Source organism: Streptomyces sp. NPDC088194, assembly GCF_040702025.1.
GTDB lineage: Bacteria > Actinomycetota > Actinomycetes > Streptomycetales > Streptomycetaceae > Actinacidiphila.
Genome location: NZ_JBFBIV010000011.1, coordinates 54,508 through 76,386 on the forward strand (window position 1 = coordinate 54,508; position 21,879 = coordinate 76,386).

A 21,879-nucleotide genomic window follows, 5' to 3' on the forward strand; every position below is an offset into this window, starting at 1 on the left:
ACGGATGCCCCGGGGCCACCGGGGTTTCGCCGCCCGCACCTAGCGTCACCGTATGACCACGTCGCAGTTGACGAGCCGGAGGGCCGCCGATCCGGCCGGGTCCGAGGCGCGGTCCGAGCCGCCCGCCGCCCCACCCGAGCCCCACCGTGCGCGGCGGCGGGTGCGGTTGCGGCTGAACGGGCCGCGTCGGCTGGGCGCCCGCGCCGCCCTGGCGCTGCTGCTGCTCGCCGCGTTGTGCGCCACCGCCGTGATCGGCGCGGTGACCGTACGCGGCGACACCGCGCGGCTGCGCACCACCGTCTCCGACCGGGCCGCCGTCGCCACCCAGTTGAGGTTCGCGCTGGCCGACCTCGACGCCCAGCACGCCGACACCCTCGCGCCGGGCATGTCGGCCGACGGCAGCGGCACGTACGTCGGCAACCAGCTCGAAGCCCTGATCACCGCGCAGCAGCGGCGCGCCCAGGTCAGCGACGCGCTGCGACGGCTCAGCGGCGACGGCGCGCACGGCGACCTGGTGGGCGAACTCCTCGACGGCCTGGGCCACTACGACGACCTGAGCGGCCGCGCGTCCTACGCCGACGAGCAGGCGCCCGACCGGCTCGCCGGTCACCCGCCGGCGGTCACCGTCGCCATGAACGCGCAGGCCGCCGCCGTGATGACCCGGACGCTGCTGCCGACCGCCGACAAGCTCGCGGCGGACTACCAGTTGCAGGCCGACCACGACACCGCCCGGGTGCGCGCGGACACCCGGCGCTGGGCGCTCGTGGTGGGCCTGCTCGGCCTGGCCACGCTGCTGTTCCTGCTGTGGTGGCAGCGCGAACTGGCCCGCGACTACCGGCGGTTGCTCAGCCCGCCGCTGGTGGCCGGCACCGCCGCGGTGCTCGCGGTGTGCCTGGCCGGCGTGCTCGCCCTGACCTCCTGCGCGAGCGGCGCCGGCGCCGCCGACCGCCAGGGGTTGCGGCCCTGGTCTCGGCTGGCCGAGGCGAGCGCCGTGGCCGCGCAGGCCGCGGCCGCGGAGAGCCGCTGGTTCGTGCAGGGCGACGACCTCGGGCGGAGCGACGCGGCCCTGTTCACCACGCTGACCAAGCGCCTCGACACCCTGCTGACGCCCGACGGCTACGCCACCGCGCGCGAACGCCCGGCGTACGAGGACGTGCTCACCCGCTACCACCGCTTCCGCTCCGACGACACCACGCTGCGCCGCCTGACGAACGACGGGAAGACCGACCAGGCGGCCGTGCTGCTCACCACGGTCGGGCGCGGGGACATCGCCTTCGACTTCTGGGACTTCGCGACCACCCTGGACGACCTCGCCGGGCAGCAGCTCGACGACTTCGCCGCGCACGCCGCCGACGCCCGGAGCGATCTGGCCGGTTGGCCCGCGCTGCCCTCCGGGGCGCTGGGCGCCGCCGCGCTGCTGGCCCTGCTGGCGGTCCGGCCCCGGCTGGCCGAGTACCGCTGAGTACCGCTGAGCGGTGCCCGGCGGGCGAGCGGCGCCGGGCCGGCGATGACCGGCTTTTTCCGGGAAGCCGGGGGAGCCACGCCGCCGGGCGCCCGGCGAACGTATATTGGTGGGTCGAAGCCGTACCGCCTGGGGGGGCACCGAGCACGACTCTTCACCCCCGGCCGTCCTGGACGAGATGAGAGCCTGCCCGATGACCACAGACTCCGCGCCCACCCCGGAAGGGGAGTCGTCCATCCCGGACGAGGTGTGGGAACAGTTCCTCTCCGACAACGAGCGCGACATCCGCGCCTCCGCGCCCAAGGAGCCGTCCGCGCGCGCCCGGATCGTCGCCCGCCGGCTGCGGGAGCAGGAAGCGCGCGCCGCCGCCGCACCGGGCGGCAAGCGGCGCCGCGGCAGGCGCGGTGGCGCCGCCGTGCCGGCCTCCCGGATACCCGACGACACCTCCTGGCGCACCGGCCGCACCGACGAGAGCGACCGGCGCAGGCTGCGCCGCGGCCGGCTGCGCGGGATGGTCGCGGTCGTCCTGCTCGTGGTGATCCTGCTGATCGTCCTGTCGCCCAGCCACGCCTGGTCGTTGGTCACCGGCAAGGGCTGATTCCCCGCCGCGGGCGGCGCCGGCGGCTGCGGGACGCCGCAGCGGTCAGGTCAGGGTGGGGGACGCGGGGTCGCCCGCGACGATCAGGTCCGACAGGTGCTCGGCGATCTCCTCGCGCAGCACCTCGGGGATGCCCGCGTCGGTGACGAGCGTGTCCACGTCCTCCAGGGTGGCGAACGAACTCAGCCCGACCGTGCCCCACTTGGTGTGGTCGGCGATCACCACCACCCGCCGCGCCGAGCGGACGAACTGGCGGTTGGTCTCGGCCTCCGCGAGGTTCGGAGTGGACAGGCCCGCCTCCACCGAGATGCCGTGCACGCCCAGGAAGAGCAGGTCGAAGTGGAGCGACTGGATCGCCCGGTCCGCGACCGGCCCGACCAGCGTCTCGGACAGCGTGCGCATCCCGCCGGTGATCACCACGGTGGCCGCGGCCGAGCCGTGCGTGCCGCCGGCCAGCCGCTGACCGGACTGGAAGACGTCCGCGACGCGCACCGAGTTGGTCACCACGGTCAGGTCCGGCACCTCCAGCAGCTGCTGGGCCAGCGCGTACGCGGTGGTGCCGCCGGCCAGCGCGATGGCCGCGCCCGGTGGGACCAGGGCGGCGGCCTCCCGCGCGATCGCCTCCTTCGCGCCCAGCTCCAGGCCCGACTTCGCCTCGAACCCCGGTTCGTGGCTGCTCGGCTCGACCACCGGCACCGCGCCGCCGTGCACCTTCTCCACCACGCCCTGCCGCGCCAGCGCGTCGAGATCGCGGCGGACGGTCATGTCGGAGACGTTCAGCCGCCGGGTCAGCTCGTTCACCCGCACCCCGCCGCGCCGTCGGACCTCGTCCAGGATCAGGGCCCGCCGCTGCTCCGCGAGGAGGTTCTGGTTGTCGCTCACCCGTGACCCCGTCCCGTCCGTGTCGTTGTCCAAGTGCACCGACCGCTTATCTTAGGCGCCCCTGACCCCCCGGGGTGGTCCGTACCGTCGGTTCCGCGATCACCCCGCGGTGGTGGGTCGCCAGCGCCGCTCCCCGCGGCCCCGCGTTCGTGCGGCACTTCCGCCGAGAAGGCAGCCTTCGGCCCCTCGAAGCGAGCAGCCGCTAGTTGAGATTGGGCAGGTCCTCCGGGTAGAGGAGCTGGAGTTCGTCGTGGGTCGGTTCCTCGACGTGGGCCATGCGGACCGCGTGCCGTTCGACCATGCCCTCGAAGGTCTGGCGCGCGGTGCGGCCGTTGCCGAACGCGGGGCCCTTCGGGATCGCGGTGAAGTACTTCATGAGGGCGTCGGCGGCGTCGTCGCCGAGCCGGTACTCGTGCTCGGTGGCCTGCGCCTCCACGATCTGGAGGAGTTCCCCCGGGGTGTAGTCGCCGAAGGTGATGGTGCGTGAGAAGCGGGACGCCACCCCGGGGTTGGAGGCGAGGAACCGCTCCATCTCGGCGGTGTAGCCGGCCACGATCACCACGACCGCCTCGCGGTGGTCCTCCATGAGCTTGACCAGCGTGTCGATCGCCTCGCGCCCGAAGTCGCGGCCGGCGTCCTCCGGCGCGAGGGCGTACGCCTCGTCGATGAAGAGCACCCCGCCGCGCGCCCGGTCGAACGCCTCCTGGGTGCGGATCGCGGTCGAGCCGATGTGCTCGCCGACCAGGTCGACGCGGGCGACCTCGACCAGGTGCCCGCGCTCCAGCACGCCGAGCGAGGCCAGGATCTCGCCGTACAGCCGCGCCACGGTGGTCTTGCCGGTGCCGGGGGAGCCGGTGAAGACCAGGTGGCGGCGGGGCGAGGGCGCCTTGAGCCCGGCCTTCTCACGGCGCCGGCCGACCGAGATCAGGTCTATCAGGGTGCGCACCTCGCGCTTGACGCCGTCCAGGCCGACCAGCGCGTCCAGGTCGCCGAGGACGGCGTCGCTCTCCCGCGCGGTCACCCGCACCTGCGGCTCCTGCTGCTGCTCGGCCGGCCGCTGCGCGGGGACGCCGCCCAGCAGGCCGTACGACTGCGTGCCGGGGCTCTGCTGCCGGGCGGGCGTGCCGGGGGCGGCGGACGTGCCGGCCGGGGCCGCCGTGCCCAGCACGCCGCCGGTCGCGGTCGGCACCGGCTCGGGCATGTCGTCGGTGGCGGCCCGGTCGCTGGTGCAGTCCTCGGTGACCGGGCCCGGCTCGGAGAACTCGTACCCGCCGCGGGCGCACCGCTCGGTGCGGCAGCGGGTCAGGTGGGACCGGCAGCCGTCGATGACGTGGAAGCCGAAGCCCCGACTGCCGATCACCCGGCACCCGTTGAACGTGCCGCGGCCGCCCGCCGACACGTACACGCCCGCCTCGGCGGGGTTCGTGACCGTGCAGCGCTCCAGCGCCGGGTCGGCGCCCTTGGTGACGATCACGCCGGTCGCGGTGTCGTCGATGGTGACCTGGGAGAGGGTGCCGCCGCTGCCGTGGTCGCGGAACCACGCACCGGTGGCCGCCTCCTTGATCCGGCAGTCGTCCAGCTGCACGCTGGCGCCGTCGCTCACCGACACCGCGGTGTTCCGGATCTGCGCGAAGTCGCTGTCCACCACGTCCGCGCGCGAACCGCGGTCCAGCACGAACAGCGCGTCCGGCACGTCGTGCACGCGGCAGGAGTCCAGTATGGCCACCGCGCCGTCGCTCACCCACACCGCCGGATAGTCGCCGGTGCTGTCATGTATCTCGCACTGGTTGGCGTCCACGCGGGTGCCCGGGTCCCACACCGACAGGCCGTTGCGGCCGAAGCCGCGCACCGTGCAGCGGGTGAGCGTCAGCACCGAACGGGCCCGCAGGTCGACGGCGTTCTCCGGGATGTCGTGCAGGTCGCAGTCGGCCATCGCGAGCACCGCGTCGGTGTCGAGGGTGATGCCGTCGCCCGTGGTGCGGTGCACCTGGCAGTCGGTGAACTGCCCGCTGCCGCGCGCGGACAACTGCACGCCGGTGCCGCGTACTTCGAACACCTCGCAGCTCACCGCCTCCAGCGAGCTGCCCTCACCGGTGACCGACACCCCCGCGCCGGAGGCGTGGTGGATACGGCAGCGCTCCAGCCGGGGGGACGCGCCGCCGCGGACCGCGAAGCCGTTCTGCCCGGCGGCGATCACCTCGCACTCCTCGAACAGGCCGCCCGCGCCGTCCAGGACGCTCACGCCGAGACCGGCCGGGTTGTCCACGGTGCAGCGGCGCACCGTCGGCCGGGCGCCGTCGCGCACCTCCAGGCCGACCGCCGAGCGGGTGTTGATCCGCACCCCCGACAGCTCCGGGGCGCCCGCCTCGACCAGCAGCGCGGCCGAGGTGACGTCCTGGCACTCGACCAGCAGGTCCTGCACGACGGCGGCGCCGCGCAGGGTCAGCGCGACCCCCGAGGCCGGCGCGAGCCGCACGGTGCCGGGCCCGTCCGCGCAGCGCAGCGTCACCGCGCTGTCCACCAGCAGGTTCTCCCGGTAGGTACCGGGACCCACCGAGAGCACGTCGCCGTCACTCGCCGCTTCCAGCGCGGCGGCCAGGGTCTCGTACTCACCTGTGCGGCGGCGCCACCGAGAACTGCTCGGATTGGTCACCTGCACCACGCCATGTGCCATCGGGCTGCTCAGCCCCCACCTCTTGCGTCGGCCGACCGGGGATCAACCGTAGCGCGAGCGGAGGCATGCTGGTGACGCGCGGCGGGCCGCCGGGCGCCGGAAGGAGTCGCCGGACGGTCAGCCGCCGGCGCCCGCGCGGCCCCAATCCTGGCCCACCCGGGCCCATTCGCGCTCCCAGGAGTCCAGCCGGCGCAGCATCAGACGCCACATCAGCAACTGGCGGGATATCACCAGCAGTCCGACCGCGGCCGATCCGGCCGCGACGCCGGCCAGCACCGCGTGGGTGGCCGCCGTGGCGGAGTCCAGCGGCGGCGGCACCAGCCGGCCCTCGTGGTCCGTCCAGATCTTGATCCGGCCCTGCTGCACCACCTCGACGTCGGAGGAGACGGAGGCGGTGTGCGACGTGCCGTCGGGCCCGGTCCAGCGCAGCTGCTCGGCGGGGTGCGTCTTCGCACCGGACGGTTTGGAGCGGGCCAGCGACGCCGTCACCAGGCTCCGCTCGGAGTGCTCGGTGGCCACCTCATGCCGCAGGGCGCGGCCGACCGACCGATCCGCCCACCAGCCGAACAGCGGCGACGCGCAGAGCAGGACGGCGAAGAGCAGCGCGAGCCACGTCTCCACCACGTCCGTGCGCCGGCGCAGCGGATTGCGCCGCCAGCGCCAGCCCGGCCTGGTGACTCTTGTGCGACCCCTCATCGACGGCCACCCCCTTCACACCCATCAACTACCTACCGCAACCGGCGCGGTTCATGCCTGCTCCGTCCGCCGGGGCGCGGACGGGGTGCGTGGAAACATCACTCCACCACCGTCAACGGATCGCCGACGTGCAGGGTTCCTGATGTCTCGGGCACGAGATTCTGGCCGAAAACGAGTTGGCTGTTGATGTTGCGGTGCCGGCCCAGGGTGCGCAGCGGCTCCCGGCCGCGTACGCCGGTGCCCTGGTCGGTCGTGGTGATCACGCACCGCCCGCAGGGCTTGGGCACCCGGAAGACCACCTCGCCGATCCGCACCCGCCGCCAGCCGTCCTCGGCCCATGCCTCGGTGCCGTCCACGACGGCGTTCGGGCGGAACCGGTTCATGGGCAGCGGGCCCTCGTCCGCGCGGTCGCCGGCGGCGATCAGCGCGTTGAGCGCGTCGAGCGACGCGGTGGTGGTGACCAGCAGCGGGAAGCCGTCGGCGAGGCTGACCGTCTCGCCCGGCCGCGCGTACTCGGGGTCGATCGGCCTGCGCGACTCGGGCCGGTCGAGGTGGACCAGCCGTACCGGCATGCCGAGGTAGGCGCTGCACCAGGCGCTCGCGGTCTCGTCGGCGGGCCGTACCTCGAGCGTGCCGGAGAAGATCCGGACGGTCTCCAGCGGCCCGGGCGGCGGCACGGCGACGTCGAGCGGCTGCCGGCCGGGCGCGGTCAGCCGCAGCCCGCCGCGCTCGTCGAGGACGGCGCCGATCAGCGCCAGCCGCGCGTCCTCGCGCTGCGTGACGGCCTTGCCGGTATCGGCGTCGACCAGCATCCAGCGGCGGTCCCCCGCGAGCCCCCACGGCTCCACGACCGCTGCCGGCGTGCTGGTCGCACGCAGCGACTTGACCGGGTAGACGTGCAACGCGCTGACTTTGGGCATGGTCATATGACCATCGTGCCACCGGGCCGGGCGCCGCTCGTCGGGAGGTCAGCCCTGGTAGTACCCGCCTCCAGGCTGCGCCGGCGGGACCCCGAGACCGAGGTTGCGGCGCTGGTAGTTCTCCTCGGGGTGCCCGGCGGGCCCCTGCCGCGGCGTCATCGGCCGCGGCGGTGCGGGGCGGGCCGTCTGGTACCCGGAGGGCGAGGGCTGCGGCGGCTGCGCAGGGTAGCCGGCGCCGTTGGTGTTGTACCCGTTGCCGTACCCCTGGCGCGGCGCCGCGGACTGCTGCGGGACGTAGGGCGCGGGCTGCGGCTGGTAGCCGCCGCCCTGGTAGCCGTTCTGCACCGGCTGGGGGTGCGGCTGGTGCTGCTGGCCCATCTGTCCCATCGGCGCCGAAGGGCCGGCCGGCAGCGCGGGGAGCGCGGCCGGCAGTGCGGGCAGATTCCCGCTGCTGCCAAAGGAGTTGTAGCCGCCGGACTCGTACGAGGGGTACGGCGCGGGCACGCGGATGGGGGCGATCTGCGGGGTGCCGCGCTCGGCCACGAGGCTGTCGTAGATCGGGGTGTCCGGGAAGGACGCAGACGAAGGGTAGTAGCTGCCGTAGCCGCCACCGTACGAACCGCGGGGGGTGGTCATGAGCCATAAGTTAAGCCCACGATGTGGTCGTTGGGGAGACCGATTGGATGGTTGTTTTGCGTGCAGGGAGTGACCTCAGGTCACCAATATGAGCGAACCCCCGAAAAACGGTCACCATCTCAGGATGTGATCAGGTAAAAGGCGCGTGTCATGTGCGTAACCCGGGGGTCGGCACGCCGTGGACGAGGGCGCTGAGAGGGTGTCAATGACGCTGCGCGCAGGGGAGAGCGTGGAGCTTCCGGCGGGGGCGGTCCTACGGTTCCGGTACGAACCGGGGGCCGGCGGGGACCGCGGGGGGACCGGCGCGGGCGGATCGGGCGGGACCGGCGGTCGGTCCGGCGGCGGGCCGGGCGTGCTCGGGGTGCTGTCGCCGGTGCGCTCCGGTGCGCCGTCGTCCTCGCCGGACCGGCCGGACCCGGCGGCCCCGCCGTCCCCCGGGGAGACCGGACCCGGCGTCACCGTGGCGGACCGCGGCACCATCCTTTCGGTGGACCTCGCGATCCTCGCCGAACCCGGGCAGACGGTGCGGATCGTGCTGCGCGCACCCGGCCGGGCACCCGCCGCGGGCCGGATACGGCTGCTCGCCGTCGGCGTCCCGGGCGCCGAACCCGCCGTCGGGCTCGCCGACATGGAGTGCGCGGGCCCCACCGACACCGATACCGACACCGGAGCGCGCGGCGACTACGTGGTGGGGGAGTGCTGCCACTACGACGACCGCTGGCACTTCCGCGCCCTCCTGCGCCCCGCCGGCGCCCGCCCCACCGCCGTGACGCTCACCGAGGACGCGCCCACCGCGTCGCTCACCCTCCAGGGCGCCACCCGCGGCATCCTGCGCGCCACCCCCGCCTGGCAGCCCGCGGCCCCCGGCACCCCCGTCCCGGCCGGCATCGACCTGTGCGCCCTGTTCGAACTCACCGACGGCAGCCGCGGGGTCGTCCAGGCCCTCGGCGGCGGCCACGGCGCCCTGGACCGGCCGCCGTTCCTGCGGCTCGGCACCGACCGGCACCGCGGCGACCACGTCGCCTTCGACCTCGACCACGGCGCCGCCTTCCGCCGCGTCCTGCTCTTCGTCAGTGCCCACACCGACGATCACGACCTGCGCGGCCTGAACGGTTCCCTGATCCTGGACTCCGCACACGGCGCCGGCATCCGTATCCCGCTCGGCCCCCGCACCGCGCCCGCCACAGCCTGCGCGCTCGCCCTGCTCGTCCGCGACGGCCCGCACCTGCTCGTCCGCCGCGAGGCCCGCTACCTCGCGCCCCGCGCCGGCCTGAGCCCGCAGCGGATGGTCGACTACGCCTACGGGTGGGGCCTGCGCTGGACCCCCGGGCCCGGCTGAGCCCGGGGGACGCCGCGGATCACACCGTCGCGTCGGGCTTCGCGTAGGTGCGGCCCTTCCACGCCGCGCCCCGGCCGCGGTAGTGCTTCACCGCCGAGTCCACCGTCATCAGCAGGTACAGCGCCGCGGTGTACGGCAGCAGCGGGGCCAGCGCCCACGGCTGCCCGTAGTACCGCAGCATCGGCAGGTACGTCCCCGCCATCACCGCCCACGCCGCCGCGCCCAGCACGCACAGCGGCCACGCGCCCGCGAGCGCCCCGCCGATCGCCGCGACCGGCGGCACCAGGTAGATCAGCGCGAGCCCCAGCACCGTGCCCAGCAGCACCAGCGGGTTGTGCCGCAACTGGGCGTACGCGCTGCGCGCCACCATCCGCCACAGCTCGGCCAGATCCGGGTACGGGCGCACGCTGTCGACGCGCTCGGCCAGCCCCAGCCAGATCCGGCCGCCCGAACGCTTCACCGCCCGGGCCAGCGCCACGTCGTCGATCACCGACTGCCGGATCGCGTCCGGCACGTCGGCGGCCTCCGCCGCGGACGCCCGCAGCAGCACGCACCCGCCGGCCGCGGCCGCCGTACGGCCGCCCGGGCGGTTGATCCAGCGGAACGGGTAGAGCTGCGCGAAGAAGTACACGAACGCCGGGACGATCAGCCGCTCCCAGCCGGTCTCCACCCGCAGCCGGGCCATCTGCGAGACCATGTCCAGGTCGTTGCCGACCGCGGCCTCCACCAGGGCCCGCAGGCTGCCCTCGCGGTGCGCGATGTCCGCGTCCGTCAGCAGGAAGTACTCCGCGCCCGTACGCTCCCGGGCCAGCGCCATCCCGTGCCGGACCGCCCACAGCTTGCCGGTCCACCCCTGGGGCGGCTCGCCCGGCGAGGTCACGGTCAGCGGCAGCGAGCCCGGTCGCTCGCCCAACTCCCGTGCCAGCTCGCCGGTCCCGTCCGTGCTTCCGTCGTCCACGAGGAAGACCTCGGCCCGGCCCGGGTACTCCTGCGCCAGCAGCGAGGCCAGGCTCCGCCCGATCACCTCGGCCTCGTCGCGCGCGGGCACCACCACCGCCACGTCCGGCCACGCCTTCGCCGCTTCGCCCCCGCCGCCCCGCGGCAGCCGCACATCCGTCCGCCAGAACCCTCCCTGCCCTACCAGCAACCATGCCCACGCCACCAACGACACCCCTGCGACCCCGGTCATCACGCTCACCCCCGCAGTGTGCCGTACGGCGTCGCGCCGACCCGCCCGCCCTGCCGGGTCCTGCCGGTTCCGGGACCACCTGTCGGTGGTCGGTTGCTCGGGCGGTTCCCCGCGCCCCTCGTTCGTGCGGCTCCGCCCGCAGATCCGGGCCGGCCCGGAGAGCACGGCGCCCCGGGCCCGGGGGAACTAAAGTGGCGGCGTGAAGATCGGTTTGGTGGATTCGGGAATCGGGCTGCTGGCCGCCGCCGCGGCGGTGCGGCGGATGCGGGCGGACGCGGACCTGGTGCTCGCGTCGGACCCGGAGGGCATGCCGTGGGGTCCGAGGCCGGTGGACGACATGGCCGCGCGGGCGCTGGAGTGCGCGCGGGCCGCGGCGGCGCACGGGCTGGACGGGCTGATCGTGGCGTGCAACACCGCGTCGGTGCACGCGCTGCCCGCGCTGCGGGCGGCGTTCGAGCCGGGGCTGCCGATCGTGGGCACCGTGCCGGCGATCAAGCCCGCGGCGGCGGCCCACCGCGCCGTGGCGATCTGGGCCACCCCCTCGACGACGGGCAGCAGCTATCAGCGCGGGCTGATCGCCGAGTTCGGCAACGGCGCTCGGATCACCGAAGTGCCCTGTCCGGGACTGGCCGACGCCGTGCAGAACGCCGACACGGACGCCATCGACGCGGCGGTCGCCGCCGCGGCGGCCCTCACTCCGTCGGGTGTAAGTGCCGTCGTCCTGGGATGCACCCATTACGAACTGGTCGTCGACCGCATCTCCGCCGCCGTGCCCGGCGCCGAACTGTACGGCTCCGCCGACGCCGTGGCGGCCCAGGCCCTGCGCAGGGTGGCCGACACCCCGGGCGGCGGCACCGTCGAGGTGATCCTCAGCGGCCGCTCGGCCCCCCTCCCGGCCGCCGCCCTCACCTACCCGCAGGGCGCGGGACTCGCCGTGACGCCCGCCACGGCTTGACCCCGGCACGATGCCACGCGCCCCGCGGATGGGTACGCTTCGGGGCATGACGCACGCTCCCCGGCCGGAGACCGGCGCGTCCCAGGTGTGGACGGGCCGGGCCAGCAACCGTATGCAGTGGGTTCCCGCTGCCGTGGGCGCCGCCTGTGTGGCGCTCGGCATCTCGCTCGCGGTGGAGGGCCCAGGCCCCACCGCGAGCCTCGTCCCGCTCGTGATGTCGGTGGTGGGGTGCCTCGCCGTCGGACTGCTCGTCCTGTTCGGCACCGTCGCCTTCACCCACGTCCATGTGCGCGTCGACCGTGACGCGGTTCAGGTGCGCTGCGGCCACATCGGGGTGCCGCGCCGCCGTATCCCGATGGGTGAGGTCAGCGGCGCCCGGCTGGCCCCGGTGATCAGCCCGCGCGCCTGGGGCGGCTGGGGCTACCGCTGGCGGCCGGAGAAGGGCACTGCCGTGGTGGTGCGCCGCGGGCCCGGCATCGTGATCGACCTCGGCGGCGGTCGGTGGTTCACCGTCACTGTCGACGACGCGGAAGGCGCGGTGCGCGCCATCCGCGAGATGCTCGGCCTGTCCGCCGCGCCGCGCGATCCGCAGGGCCCCACCGCCGCCCGTTGAGCCCGGAGCCGCGCCTCGGTACCCCGATCGTCAACGGTCCGGCGCCGACCCGGAAGCCGGCGAGGAAGCCCGTTCCGCGCCAGAACGCGGGGCGGGCTTCCGCATGGGCTGCTTCGGGCCGGGCTTCGGTGCGGGTGCCGGCGCCTGGGCCGGGAGCGGCCGCGAGGTGGCCAGCCCCGCCAGCAGCCCCGCCGCGGCCGTGACCGCGGTGTAGCTGAGCACGTGGTCCACGGCCGCGAGCAGCCCGAGCCCGGTCAGCGTCGCGGCCGCGGTCAGCACCGCGGGCGTCGACCGCGGGGAGCGCCACAGCGCGCACAGCGTCCACAGGTAGGCGCCGCCGAGCAGCGCCACCCCCGGCACTCCCTGCTCCGCGGCGAGTTGGAACGGCGCGGACTGCGGGGTCTCGGCGGTGGGCGTGTCGGAGGGCAGCGGGGTGCTCTCCTCGGCGAAGCGTCCCGGCCCGACGCCGCGCAGCGGATGGCGTCCGGCGAGGTGCACGGCCTCGTGCCACAGCGCGACGCGCGGCTGGGTGAGCTGCCCGGTCAGCGACTCGGACAGCCCGCCGGGCGCCGCGTCGACCGCGACCGCGTAGCTTCCGCCGACCGCCAGCGCCGCGGCCAGCGCGAGCCCGACCAGGCCGATCAGCCGGTGCCGCATCCGGGCCGCGGCCAGCGAGCACAGCACGACCGCCATGCCCGCCGCGAAGCCCGCCGACGACCCCAGTACCAGCGCCGCCACCGCGGCCGCCATCGCCAGCAGCCGCAGCAGCGCCTGCCACACCACCGACGGGACGCGCCACACCGTGTCGGGGACGCCCCACGCCGCGCAGCACGCCGCCCCGGCGGCCAGGACGAGCAGCGCCGCGTCCGCGTTGGGGTAGCCCAGCGGCGGCGCGCTCGCGCCGCCGGACAGCCGGTGGGCCGGGCCCAGCACCAGCGCCAGCACGGTCACCGCGCCGACGGTGAGGGTCAGCGTCGGCAGCATCGCCCCGAGCACCCGGCCCGCGGCGTATCCGGCAGTGACCGCGAGCAGCGCCAGCAGCGCGCCCTCCGGCCTGGCCTCGCGGCCGCCGGCGCAGACCATCACCCACACCGCGCAGCAGGCCAGGACGACCATCCCCGCCGCGTCGACCGCCCCGCCGCCGGACGGCGGCCGTGCCGGCCGGACCGGCCGCGGCGGGGACCCAGCGATGTCGCCGATGCCGCCGGTGTCACCCGTGTCGCCGAGGTCGGGAAACAGTGCGGAGCCGGTGCCGTCCGCGGCCGTGCTGCCGCTCGCGCTCCCGTCCGGGTCGTCCTCGGGCGTACCGTCGGCCGCCCGGTCGTCCTCGTGCGAACCGGCGCGGCGCGGGCCGGCCTCCGCCGCGCGGGCCCCGCGCGCCGCTTCCGGCGCGCCGCCGGCCGTCGTGTCCATCCCCGACCCCCTGCCGCCACCACCCGGGCGCGACGGGGTACCCCGTGCCCGCGTTCCCCGCGTGGGCGCTGTTGTCCGGATCACCGTAACGGGTGAGGGCCCGCCCTGTGGATATGTCGCACAGGAAGCTCGTCGAGCTTGTGAAACCTGGTGCTGATGTGGCGTTCACCTTTCATCTCGTAGGCTCGGGGCATGGCGACTCCCCAGTTCATCCAGGACATCCGCGAAAAGGCGGGGAACGTTCTCCTCCTGCTGCCCGGCGTGGTCATGGTGGTCTTCGACGACCGCGGCAGGGTGCTGCTCAACCGTCGTACGGACACCGGCCGTTGGGCGCTGATCAGCGGTATCCCCGACCCCGGTGAGCAGCCCGCCGAGAGCGCGGTGCGGGAGATCCAGGAGGAGACCGGGGTGTCCGCGGTGGTGGAGCGGGTGCTCAGCGTCTTCACCAACGAGCCGGTGGTGTACGACAACGGCGACCGCGCCCAGTACATCGACATCGTGCTGCGCTGCCGGGCGGTCGGCGGCGAGGCCCGGGTCAACGACGACGAGTCGCTGGACGTGCGGTGGTTCGCGCTGGACGAGCTGCCGCCGCTCGGGCCGATCGCCCGCGGCCGGATCGAGTCGGCGCTGCGCGAGGAGCCGACGTGGTTCGCCCCCGCATCCGCACCTGCCCCCGCCCCTGCGACCGCGCCCGCCCCCGCGCATGCGCTCGACGGTGACGGTCACCGGGCTCCGTGACCCGGTACGACCATCGGCCCGCGGCCGGCGTGGACATGTCGGCCGGGTCGGGCCAACCCCCTCCTGGCCAGGCCGCTTTGTCAGTGCTTGGCGGTAAAATCGACAGTGTTCGAGAGGGTTGGCCGACGCCTCAGGAGGAAGCCGATGGCCGCTGCCGTACTGCCCCTGGATACACGCCGACACACATCCGCGCCCGTCGTCGCACTGCCGAAGAAGCCGCTGCCCGCGGGCCTGCCCCGCGAGTGGTACGTCGCCCACAACCGCCGCCTGAAGACCATGCGCCTGACCATCGCCCTGCTCGACTCGGGGGTCTACGAAGCGGCTCACGCCGGGAACGGACGGATTCGCCGCACCGCCGAGCGGATAGGCGTGCACCCGCCGTCCGACATCACCTGCCGGATGGTCCGCCACCTGCTGACCTACGGCCGCTGACCGACCGCCCACGCGGGAGGCCGCGAGGCCAGGCCGCGGGCTCCCCGCGCTCCTTCGCGGAGCGTGGGGAGCCCGCGGCTGCTTCCGGTCCAGGCCCTAGACCTTGCGGTAGGTGTACGCCTCCGCCGCTGCCGCCGCGACCGCGTCGATGTCCGCGCCCGTGGACGCGGTGACGACGGCGGCGACCGCCCCTTCGAGGAAGGGGGCGTCCACCAGGCGGGCGCCGGGCGGGAGTTCGTCGTCGGCCAGCAGCGCCTTCACCGTCAGCACCGCGCTGCCGAGGTCGGCGAGCACCGCCACGCCCGCACCCTGGTCGACGGTGCGCGCGGCCGAGGAGATCAGGTCGGAGCTGGTGCCGAGGCCGCCGTCGGGCCCGCCGCCGGCCGGCATCAGCGGCACCTCGTCGCCGCCGGTGAGGGCGGACGCCAGATCCGCGACGGCGTTCGCGGCCGCCGCGCTGTGCGAGACCAGCACGATCCCGACCAGCGCCTGCGTACGGTCTCCGGTGGTGCTGTCCGTGCTGCCGGTCATGAGGAGGACGCCTCCCGTGCGGTGTCGGCGAGCGCGGTGAGCAGGAGGGCCGAGGAGGTCGCGCCCGGGTCCTGGTGGCCGATGCTGCGGTCGCCCAGATAACTCGCCCGGCCCTTGCGGGCGCGCAGCGGAATCGTTGCTGCGGCGCCTTCCCCCGCCGCCCGCGCCGTGGCGCTCAGCGCATCGGCGGTGCCCTCGCCCGCGTCGAGCGCCGCCGTGAACGCGTCGAGCGCCGGCACCAGCGCGTCCACCATCGTCTTGTCCTCCGGCACCGCGCCGCCGAGCTGCGCCAGGGCGTCCACCCCCGCCTTCAGCGCGTCGCGCAGTTCCGCCGCGGTCGCCGCCGGCGCGTCGCCGAGCGCCTTGCCGGTACGCCGCAGCAGCGTGCCGTACAGCGGGCCCGACGCGCCGCCGACGGTGCTGATCAGCTGCCGTCCCACCCCGACCAGTACCCCGCCGGGGGTGTCCGGCGGCTCCTGCTGAAGTGCGGCGCGCGCGGCGAGGAAACCGCGGCGCATGTTGTTGCCGTGGTCGGCGTCGCCGATCGGGGAGTCCAGTTCGGTGAGGTGGGCGGCCTCCCGCTCGATCACGGACGTCGCCGTGTCGAGCCATCGCAGCAGCAGGGCCGCGTCTATGTCGGCGGGCTGGTCGGGCTGTTCGGGGACGGCGTTCATACGGTGTGCCTTTCCACGGGTGGTCGAAGCGGCACGGCGCGCGGTGCGCGCCCGCGCACCCGGCGGCGGCCGGGGACCGCGGTCAGCAGCCCCAGCGCAACGCCGGGGTCGACACGGGCGCGTCCCACAGCCGCAGCAGCTCCTCGTCGGCCTGGCAGATCGTCACCGAGGCGCCCGCCATGTCGAGCGAGGTCACGTAGTTGCCGACGAGCGTACGGGCCACCGAGACCTTGCGGGCGGCCAGCACCCGGTGCACCTCGGCCGCGAAGCCGTACAGCTCCAGCAGCGGAGTGGCGCCCATCCCGTTGACCAGCAGCAGCACCGGCGCGTCGGGGTGCAGGTCCTCGACCACGGCGTCCACCGCCACGTCGGCGATCTCGCCCGAGGTCATCATGGCGCGGCGCTCCCGGCCCGGCTCGCCGTGGATGCCGACGCCCAGCTCCAGCTCGCCCTCGGGCAGGTCGAAGGTCGGGCCGCCCTTCGCGGGGGTGCTGCACGCGCTGAGCGCCACCCCGAAGCTGCGGGACACCTCGTTGACCCGGTGGGCGATGCCCGCGACCCGGTCCAGCGGCGCGCCCTCGTCGGCCGCCGCGCCCGCCAGCTTCTCGACGAACAAGGTGGCCCCGGTGCCGCGCCGGCCGGCCGTGTAGAGGCTGTCGGTCACCGCCACGTCGTCGTTGACCAGCACCTTCGCCACCTGGACGCCCTCGTCCTCGGCGAGTTCGGCGGCCATGTCGAAGTTGAGCACGTCGCCGGTGTAGTTCTTCACGATGAACAGCACGCCGGCGCCGCTGTCCACCGCCGCCGCGGCCCGCACCATCTGGTCCGGCACCGGAGAGGTGAAGACCTCGCCCGGGCAGGCGGCCGTGAGCATGCCGCGCCCGACGAAACCGCCGTGCAGCGGTTCGTGCCCCGACCCGCCGCCCGACACCAGCCCGACCTGCCCGTCGTAGGGCGCCCCGCGGCGGACGATCACCCGGCGCTCCACGTCGACGGTCAGATCGGTGTGCACCGCCGCGAAGCCCCGCAGCGCGTCCGGGACCACGTTCTCCGGTACGTTGATCAGCATCTTCACGGGAATCTCCTCGCCAGGCCGGCAGCCAGGGCAACCGCCTGTGTCGTAGCAGGTCAGAGGCTGTGTCCAGAGTTCTCGACGGCGGCGGCCCGCGGTGCTGCGCGAGGGCGCGGCGCGGCGCTTCCGCCGACCGGGTGCCGGTAGGCGGGACGCGCCCCCGGTACGCGGGAGCCCGGGGTCGAGGCCACTCGTCCGGGCGGGCAGTTCATACCCCCCAGTATCCGCCGATGATCGAGAAACGTCACGGCGTGGTCGTACCCCGCCCCCGCGCGGACCCTCCACCTGGACCTCCCACCTGGACCTTCCACGTGGATCTCCACCCGGATCTCCACCCTGGGGTGGAGCGACGGAACGGCGGTGGTCCTTAGCGTGCCGGTATCAGCGGAACGCCGGCGGAAGCACGTGGCGGGAAAGGGGCGGGATGAGTGCCCTGAACATCGTCTTGCTCGTGAGCGGCGTCGGCTACGTCCTCGCCCGCCGGATCATCGGGGAGGCCCTGGAGGCCGGTCCGGTGCTGGCGGCGCCGGTGGTGCTCGGCGTGCTGGGGCTGGTCACGGTCCGCGACGCCCGGCCGGCGGGCGGGGCGACGGTCGCCCTGATCGCGGCGAGCTGCCTGCTGGGCGTGGCCGTCGGGCTGGCCCGCGGGCTGACCGTACGCCTGGGGACACGGGACGGCGCGCGATCGATGCGGTACGGGGCCGGTTCGCTGCTGCTGTGGCTGCTGGGGGCGGCGTTTCAGGTGGCGCTGTCGTCGGCCGGTCGTGCGGTGGCGGCCGCGTCCGGGCGCGCCGCCGACCAGGGTGTGCTGCTCTCGGTCGGCCTCGGCGTGCTGGCCGAGTCGCTGGTGGTGCTGTTCCGGGCGACCCGCGCTCGGCCCGCGGGGGCGGAGGACCAGGGCGGGCACAGTCCGGCTCACCGGGAGCCGGGGGATCGCCAGGGTCACGGCACCAGCCGGGGCGCCTCCGGTTGTCGCGATGGGCGGGGGCGCTGGTAGTTTTCGCCCCGAACCGTTACCGGCTGACCGGCCGACCACGGGAAAAGAGCTCCAGTGCATCGACTCCGAGCCGTGATCCGCTGGTTCACGGAGGACAACCACCTCTTCCAGTTCTTCACCACCGCCACCGGCATCGCGGTGTGCGCGGTGCTGGTGAACCCGATCGGGACGTCCGGCACCGGACTCGCGGTCCTGTGCCTGCTCGTCGTGAACTCGGTGCTGCTGTGCACCCGGTTGATCCCCGTGGGAGTGCTGCCGCCCGGTCCGCAGACGGCGGTGCTGGGCGCCGCGGCGGTCAGCGCGGCCGCCCTGATGAGCCAGGACCACTCCGGAGCGGCGTCGCTCTTCGCGTTCTACGCGGCCGGCCACGCCGGGTTCCGCCTCGCGCAGCAGCGGGCACTGGCCTTCGCGGTGCTCACCAGCGTGCTGTGCGCGAGCGTGCTGCTCTTCCCGGTCGGCAGCGCCTACGGCCATGTGTCGTGGTACCTGGGCGCGTTGACCGGCGTCAGCGTGCTGTTCGGCATCTCCAACCGTTCGCAGGCCGACGCGCTCAGCTCGGCGCGGGCCGCCGCCGAGCAGGCGGAGCTGGCCTCGCGCTCCGAGGCCCGTGCCGAGGCGCTGGCCGAGCGCGCCCGTATCGCCCGCGACGTGCACGACGTGCTCGCCCACTCGCTGGCCGGCGTCAACATGCAACTGGAGGTCACCGACGCGCTGTTGGAGGCCGGCGCGGTGGACGAGGCCCGGCAGGCCGCCCAGCGGGCGCAGAGCCTGGTCCGCGCGGGACTGACCGAGGTCCAGCGCACGGTCCGCGACCTGCGGGAGGACGCGCTGCCGCTGCTGGAGACGCTGCGCTCCATGCTCGGCTCCAGCCCGGGCACCGGTACGCTGACCCTCGACGGATCGCCGCACGAACTGCCCGTCCGGCCCGCCCAGGTGATCGTGCGCTGCGCCCAGGAGGCGCTGACCAACGCGCACAAGTACGCACCTGGCGCGCCGGTCCGGCTGCGCCTGGGGTACGGCACGGAGGAGACCACCTTCGAGGTGGTGAACTCCGCGCCCCCGGACGGTTCCCGGCCGCTGGCCGGTGCCGGGAGCGGCATGGGACTCGTCGGGATGCGCGAGCGCGTCGAACTGGTGGGAGGCACGGTGACGGCCGGCCCGATCGTGGACGGCGACGACGCGGGAGGATGGCGGGTGCGCGTGGTGATACCGGCGTGAGCGAGCGCGAGGCGGACGGGCACACCGGGAACGGGTACGACGGGAACGGGCACGACGTGGACCGGCGGGACGCGAGGGGGTACGGGGTGGAGGCTCTCGGGGCCGACGGCGAGCACACGGTGCGGGTGGTCGTCGCCGACGACCAGACCGCGATCCGCGAGGCGCTCGCGGTGGTGCTCGACCTTCAGCCGGGCCTGGAGGTCGTGGCCACGGCGCGGGACGGCGCGGAGGCCGTGGCGGCCGCGGACGAGCACGCCCCCGACGTGATCCTCATGGACCTCAACATGCCGCGGATGGACGGCGTCGAGGCCACCCGGCTGGTCACCGAGCGCTTTCCCGACGTCGCGGTGGTGGTGCTCACCACGCTGGCCGACGAGCAGTACATCCTTGCCGCGCTCGGCGCCGGGGCCCGCGGCTATCTGACCAAGGAGTCCGGCCGCCAGGACATCGCCCGCGCGGTGCGGGCCGCCGCGGCCGGGCAGGCCGTCCTCGACCCGGCGGTCCAGGAGCGGTTGCTCGCGGCCGCCGTCAAGAGCGCGGCCCCGGCCGAGGCGCCGATCGCCGGCCTCGCACCGGACCTCACGCCCAGGGAGGTCGAGGTGCTCACCCTCATCGGCGAGGGCCTGACCAACCGCGGTATCGCCGAACGCCTGGTGGTCAGCGAGGCCACGGTGAAGACCCACATCAACAACCTCTTCGCGAAGGCGCATCTGCGCGACCGGGCGCACGCCGTGCAGTACGCCTTCATCCACGGGCTGGTGAAGGCCCGTGGATGAGGTGCGGGATCGCGGCTGACGGCCTCGCTGTCGCCCTTTGCCCGGCTGACCAGCCGCTGACCTGCCGCTGAGTGGCTGCCGACCGGGCGCTGTCGGACCGGTTGCCGGTTGCTGGTGGCCGGCGGCCGGGTGTCAGCCGACGCGCGGGGCCGCCGCGGGGCGGCCGTCCACCGCGGGAGCGGTGCCCTCGGCCGGCGGCAGCGCCCGCACCCGGGCCAGCACCAGCAGCACCCGGCTGAGCACCATGGCCAGCGCCATCAGGACGAAGAACGGCGCGATGGCGTCCTCGACGATGCGGTGGTCCGTCATGAACGTGACCAGGTGGCCGCGGAACCAGTCGTCGTGCTCGCTGAGGTAGATGAACGCCACCCGCAGCGCCACCACCACGGACCAGATGGCGACGAACCCGGCGCCGCACCGCGTGTACACCCGGCCCGAGCCCCGGTCCCGCTCCACCCCGGTGGTGAGCGTCGCGATGCCACCGCACACCACCCCGACCGCGGCACCCACCAGGTAGACCACCAGGTCGACGGTGTGGGTGGGCGCGCCCCTGAGGTAGAAGTAGCCGATCACCGAGACCGACACCAGCGGCATCAGGACCTTGTGCCGGTCGTACTTCCTGCGGCCGTACTGCGTCAGCAGCATCAGCCCGAAGATGCCCCCGCTGATCGCCAGCGCCTGCTCCATGTCGGTCATGACCTCGCACTCCTTCGCCTCGACGGTGTTCCCGTGGTGCCGAGAGCGACTCTCCCGCCATGGCGGGCGAAGTACCTGGTCCCGTGGGTGGAGGTTCGGGTGGAGACGGCGACACGAAGGGCCGGGGACACGGTTTCCGTGTCCCCGGCCCTTCGCTTCCCGCGGGTTCGGCAGCCGCGGGTCAGTCGCCGCGTGCGGGTGGTGGCGTCAGCTCGCGCTTACCGGTGCCATCGTGTCGACGATGTCCGGGTTGTCGGCCATCCACTTCTTCACCCCCGCCGTGGTCTGCCCCTGGCCCGCCGACTGGATGTCGGCCTCCAGGGAGGCGAGTTGCGGCTCGGTCATGTGGAAGTCCTTCATCCACGTGGTGACCTGGGGGAGCTTCTTCGCGCTGTTCTTGTTGGCGACGCTGTGGATCGAGTCGCCCTTGCCCCACAGGCCCTTGGGGTCGCCGAGTTTGGTGAGGTCGTACTTGCTGTAGGCCCAGTGCGGGGACCACAGGACGACGGCGACGGGCTTCTTCTGGTCGTAGTCGCGCTGGAGTTCGGCGAGCATGCCGGCGGTGGAGCTGGCGACGAGCTTGTACTCCTTGTCGAGCCCGTAGCCGGGGAGGACCTTGGAGCTGAGGATCTTCATCTCGCCGGCGCCGGGTTCGATGCCGATGATCTTGCCGCCGAACTCGGCCGACTTGCCCTTGAGGTCGGCCATGGTCTTGACGCCCTTGACGTAGGACGGGACCGAGACCTCAAGCGAGGTCTTGTCGTACCACGGGCCCAGGTCGTCCAGATGGCTGCCGTACTGCTTCATGTACGAGGCGTGCGTGGTCGGTAGCCAGGTGTCGGTCATGTAGTCGATGTTGCCGCTGGCGAGTCCGGTGTACGCGGCGCCCGGGTCGTAGGTGTTGACCGACGCCTTGTAGCCGCGCTCGTCGAGGACTTCCTTCCACAGGTTCGCCGAGGCGATCGACTCGTCCCAGTTGAAGTCGCCGATCTTCACCGACTGGCCCTTGCCGACGTTCGTGGCGGAGGCTCCGGCCACCGGTGCCATCTTGTCGACCACGCCGGGGTTGGCCTTCATCCACTTCTTGACGCCGTCGGCGGTCTTGCCCTGCCCGGCGGCCTGGATGTCGGCCTCCAGCGAGCTCAGCTGCTCCTCGGTCATGTGGAAGTTCTTCATCCACGAGCTGACCTGCGGGAGCTTCTTCGCGCTGTTCTTGTTGGCGATGTTGTGGATGGAGTCGCTCGCGCCCCACAGGCCCTTGGGGTCGCTGAGCTTGGTGAGGTCGTACTTGCTGTAGGCCCAGTGCGGGGACCACAGGACGACGGCGACGGGCTTCTTCTGGTCGTAGTCGCGCTGGAGTTCGGCGAG

The 21,879-nt window shown here is 74.1% G+C and carries 22 protein-coding genes; 10 read left to right on the forward strand and 12 right to left on the reverse strand.

Going from position 1 to position 21,879, the window contains the following annotated elements:
• Positions 1-52 precede the first annotated feature (52 nt).
• Together AB0399_RS08380 and AB0399_RS08385 are read left to right on the forward strand one after the other, a co-directional pair.
• Positions 53-1,462 (forward strand): hypothetical protein, encoded by a 1,410-nt coding sequence (locus AB0399_RS08380; protein ID WP_366410691.1) that lies wholly within the window; start codon positions 53-55, stop codon positions 1,460-1,462.
• 193 nt (positions 1,463-1,655) lie between these two features.
• Complete coding sequence (locus AB0399_RS08385; RefSeq protein ID WP_329362366.1) at positions 1,656-2,060, forward strand: hypothetical protein; 405 nt, start codon at positions 1,656-1,658, stop codon at positions 2,058-2,060.
• Positions 2,061-2,105: 45 nt separating this feature from the next.
• On the opposite strand, the gene AB0399_RS08390 is transcribed toward AB0399_RS08385, so the two are convergent.
• From AB0399_RS08390 to AB0399_RS08410, 5 genes are all read right to left on the reverse strand, one after another.
• A complete protein-coding gene (locus tag AB0399_RS08390) occupies positions 2,106-2,942 on the reverse strand; it encodes a DeoR/GlpR family DNA-binding transcription regulator (protein WP_328472309.1) in 837 nt (278 codons plus the stop codon).
• A 202-nt stretch (positions 2,943-3,144) separates the two neighbouring features.
• On the reverse strand, positions 3,145-5,616 hold the full coding sequence (locus AB0399_RS08395; RefSeq protein WP_329362363.1) for a right-handed parallel beta-helix repeat-containing protein: 2,472 nt from the start codon (positions 5,614-5,616) through the stop codon (positions 3,145-3,147).
• 117 nt (positions 5,617-5,733) lie between these two features.
• Entirely contained in the window at positions 5,734-6,312 is a 579-nt protein-coding gene (locus tag AB0399_RS08400) for a hypothetical protein (RefSeq protein ID WP_366410692.1), read from the reverse strand.
• A gap of 98 nt (positions 6,313-6,410) precedes the next feature.
• Positions 6,411-7,238, reverse strand: a complete 828-nt coding sequence (locus tag AB0399_RS08405; RefSeq protein WP_366410693.1) for an MOSC N-terminal beta barrel domain-containing protein — start codon at positions 7,236-7,238, stop codon at positions 6,411-6,413.
• A gap of 42 nt (positions 7,239-7,280) precedes the next feature.
• Positions 7,281-7,868 carry a DUF6643 family protein gene (locus AB0399_RS08410; protein ID WP_329362356.1) on the reverse strand — a complete coding sequence of 196 codons (588 nt, stop codon included), beginning with the start codon at positions 7,866-7,868 and terminating at the stop codon, positions 7,281-7,283.
• A gap of 205 nt (positions 7,869-8,073) precedes the next feature.
• Between AB0399_RS08410 and AB0399_RS08415 the strand changes: the two genes are divergently transcribed.
• Positions 8,074-9,207, forward strand: coding sequence for a hypothetical protein (locus AB0399_RS08415; RefSeq protein ID WP_366410694.1), 1,134 nt, complete (start codon positions 8,074-8,076; stop codon positions 9,205-9,207).
• A gap of 19 nt (positions 9,208-9,226) precedes the next feature.
• Here AB0399_RS08415 and AB0399_RS08420 read toward each other — a convergent pair whose 3' ends face one another.
• A complete protein-coding gene (locus AB0399_RS08420; protein WP_366410746.1) occupies positions 9,227-10,396 on the reverse strand; it encodes a glycosyltransferase in 1,170 nt (389 codons plus the stop codon).
• Positions 10,397-10,595: 199 nt separating this feature from the next.
• Here AB0399_RS08420 and AB0399_RS08425 point away from each other — a divergent pair, with 199 nt between their 5' ends.
• Positions 10,596-11,351, forward strand: a complete 756-nt coding sequence (locus AB0399_RS08425; protein WP_329362352.1) for an aspartate/glutamate racemase family protein — start codon at positions 10,596-10,598, stop codon at positions 11,349-11,351.
• Between the two features lie 46 nt (positions 11,352-11,397).
• Positions 11,398-11,964: a hypothetical protein gene (locus AB0399_RS08430; RefSeq protein ID WP_328472322.1), complete on the forward strand. Its 567-nt coding sequence runs from the start codon at positions 11,398-11,400 to the stop codon at positions 11,962-11,964.
• Positions 11,965-11,994: 30 nt separating this feature from the next.
• Here the strand turns inward: AB0399_RS08430 and AB0399_RS08435 are convergent, their stop codons facing one another.
• Entirely contained in the window at positions 11,995-13,377 is a 1,383-nt protein-coding gene (locus tag AB0399_RS08435; RefSeq protein WP_366410695.1) for an O-antigen ligase family protein, read from the reverse strand.
• A gap of 192 nt (positions 13,378-13,569) precedes the next feature.
• Here AB0399_RS08435 and AB0399_RS08440 point away from each other — a divergent pair, with 192 nt between their 5' ends.
• A complete protein-coding gene (locus tag AB0399_RS08440) occupies positions 13,570-14,115 on the forward strand; it encodes an NUDIX domain-containing protein (protein ID WP_366410696.1) in 546 nt (181 codons plus the stop codon).
• Positions 14,116-14,259: 144 nt separating this feature from the next.
• Entirely contained in the window at positions 14,260-14,547 is a 288-nt protein-coding gene (locus AB0399_RS08445) for a hypothetical protein (protein WP_329362345.1), read from the forward strand.
• Between the two features lie 96 nt (positions 14,548-14,643).
• Here the strand turns inward: AB0399_RS08445 and AB0399_RS08450 are convergent, their stop codons facing one another.
• From AB0399_RS08450 to dhaK, 3 genes are all read right to left on the reverse strand, one after another.
• On the reverse strand, positions 14,644-15,078 hold the full coding sequence (locus tag AB0399_RS08450; RefSeq protein WP_329362343.1) for a PTS fructose transporter subunit IIA: 435 nt from the start codon (positions 15,076-15,078) through the stop codon (positions 14,644-14,646).
• Positions 15,075-15,752: a dihydroxyacetone kinase subunit DhaL gene (gene dhaL, locus AB0399_RS08455; protein ID WP_366410697.1), complete on the reverse strand. Its 678-nt coding sequence runs from the start codon at positions 15,750-15,752 to the stop codon at positions 15,075-15,077. Before dhaL ends, AB0399_RS08450 begins: the two co-directional genes overlap by 4 nt.
• A gap of 82 nt (positions 15,753-15,834) precedes the next feature.
• Entirely contained in the window at positions 15,835-16,827 is a 993-nt protein-coding gene (gene dhaK, locus AB0399_RS08460) for a dihydroxyacetone kinase subunit DhaK (protein WP_328472347.1), read from the reverse strand.
• A gap of 421 nt (positions 16,828-17,248) precedes the next feature.
• On the opposite strand from dhaK, the gene AB0399_RS08465 reads away from it, so the two are divergent.
• From AB0399_RS08465 to AB0399_RS08475, 3 genes are all read left to right on the forward strand, one after another.
• Entirely contained in the window at positions 17,249-17,821 is a 573-nt protein-coding gene (locus tag AB0399_RS08465) for a hypothetical protein (protein ID WP_366410698.1), read from the forward strand.
• Positions 17,822-17,875: 54 nt separating this feature from the next.
• Positions 17,876-19,039 (forward strand): histidine kinase, encoded by a 1,164-nt coding sequence (locus AB0399_RS08470; protein ID WP_366410699.1) that lies wholly within the window; start codon positions 17,876-17,878, stop codon positions 19,037-19,039.
• 86 nt (positions 19,040-19,125) lie between these two features.
• A complete protein-coding gene (locus tag AB0399_RS08475) occupies positions 19,126-19,815 on the forward strand; it encodes a response regulator transcription factor (protein WP_366410747.1) in 690 nt (229 codons plus the stop codon).
• A 132-nt stretch (positions 19,816-19,947) separates the two neighbouring features.
• On the opposite strand, the gene AB0399_RS08480 is transcribed toward AB0399_RS08475, so the two are convergent.
• On the reverse strand, positions 19,948-20,511 hold the full coding sequence (locus tag AB0399_RS08480; protein ID WP_329362334.1) for a hypothetical protein: 564 nt from the start codon (positions 20,509-20,511) through the stop codon (positions 19,948-19,950).
• A gap of 207 nt (positions 20,512-20,718) precedes the next feature.
• On the reverse strand, positions 20,719-21,879 hold a 1,161-nt coding region (locus AB0399_RS08485), incomplete at its 5' end, for a glycine betaine ABC transporter substrate-binding protein (RefSeq protein ID WP_366410700.1).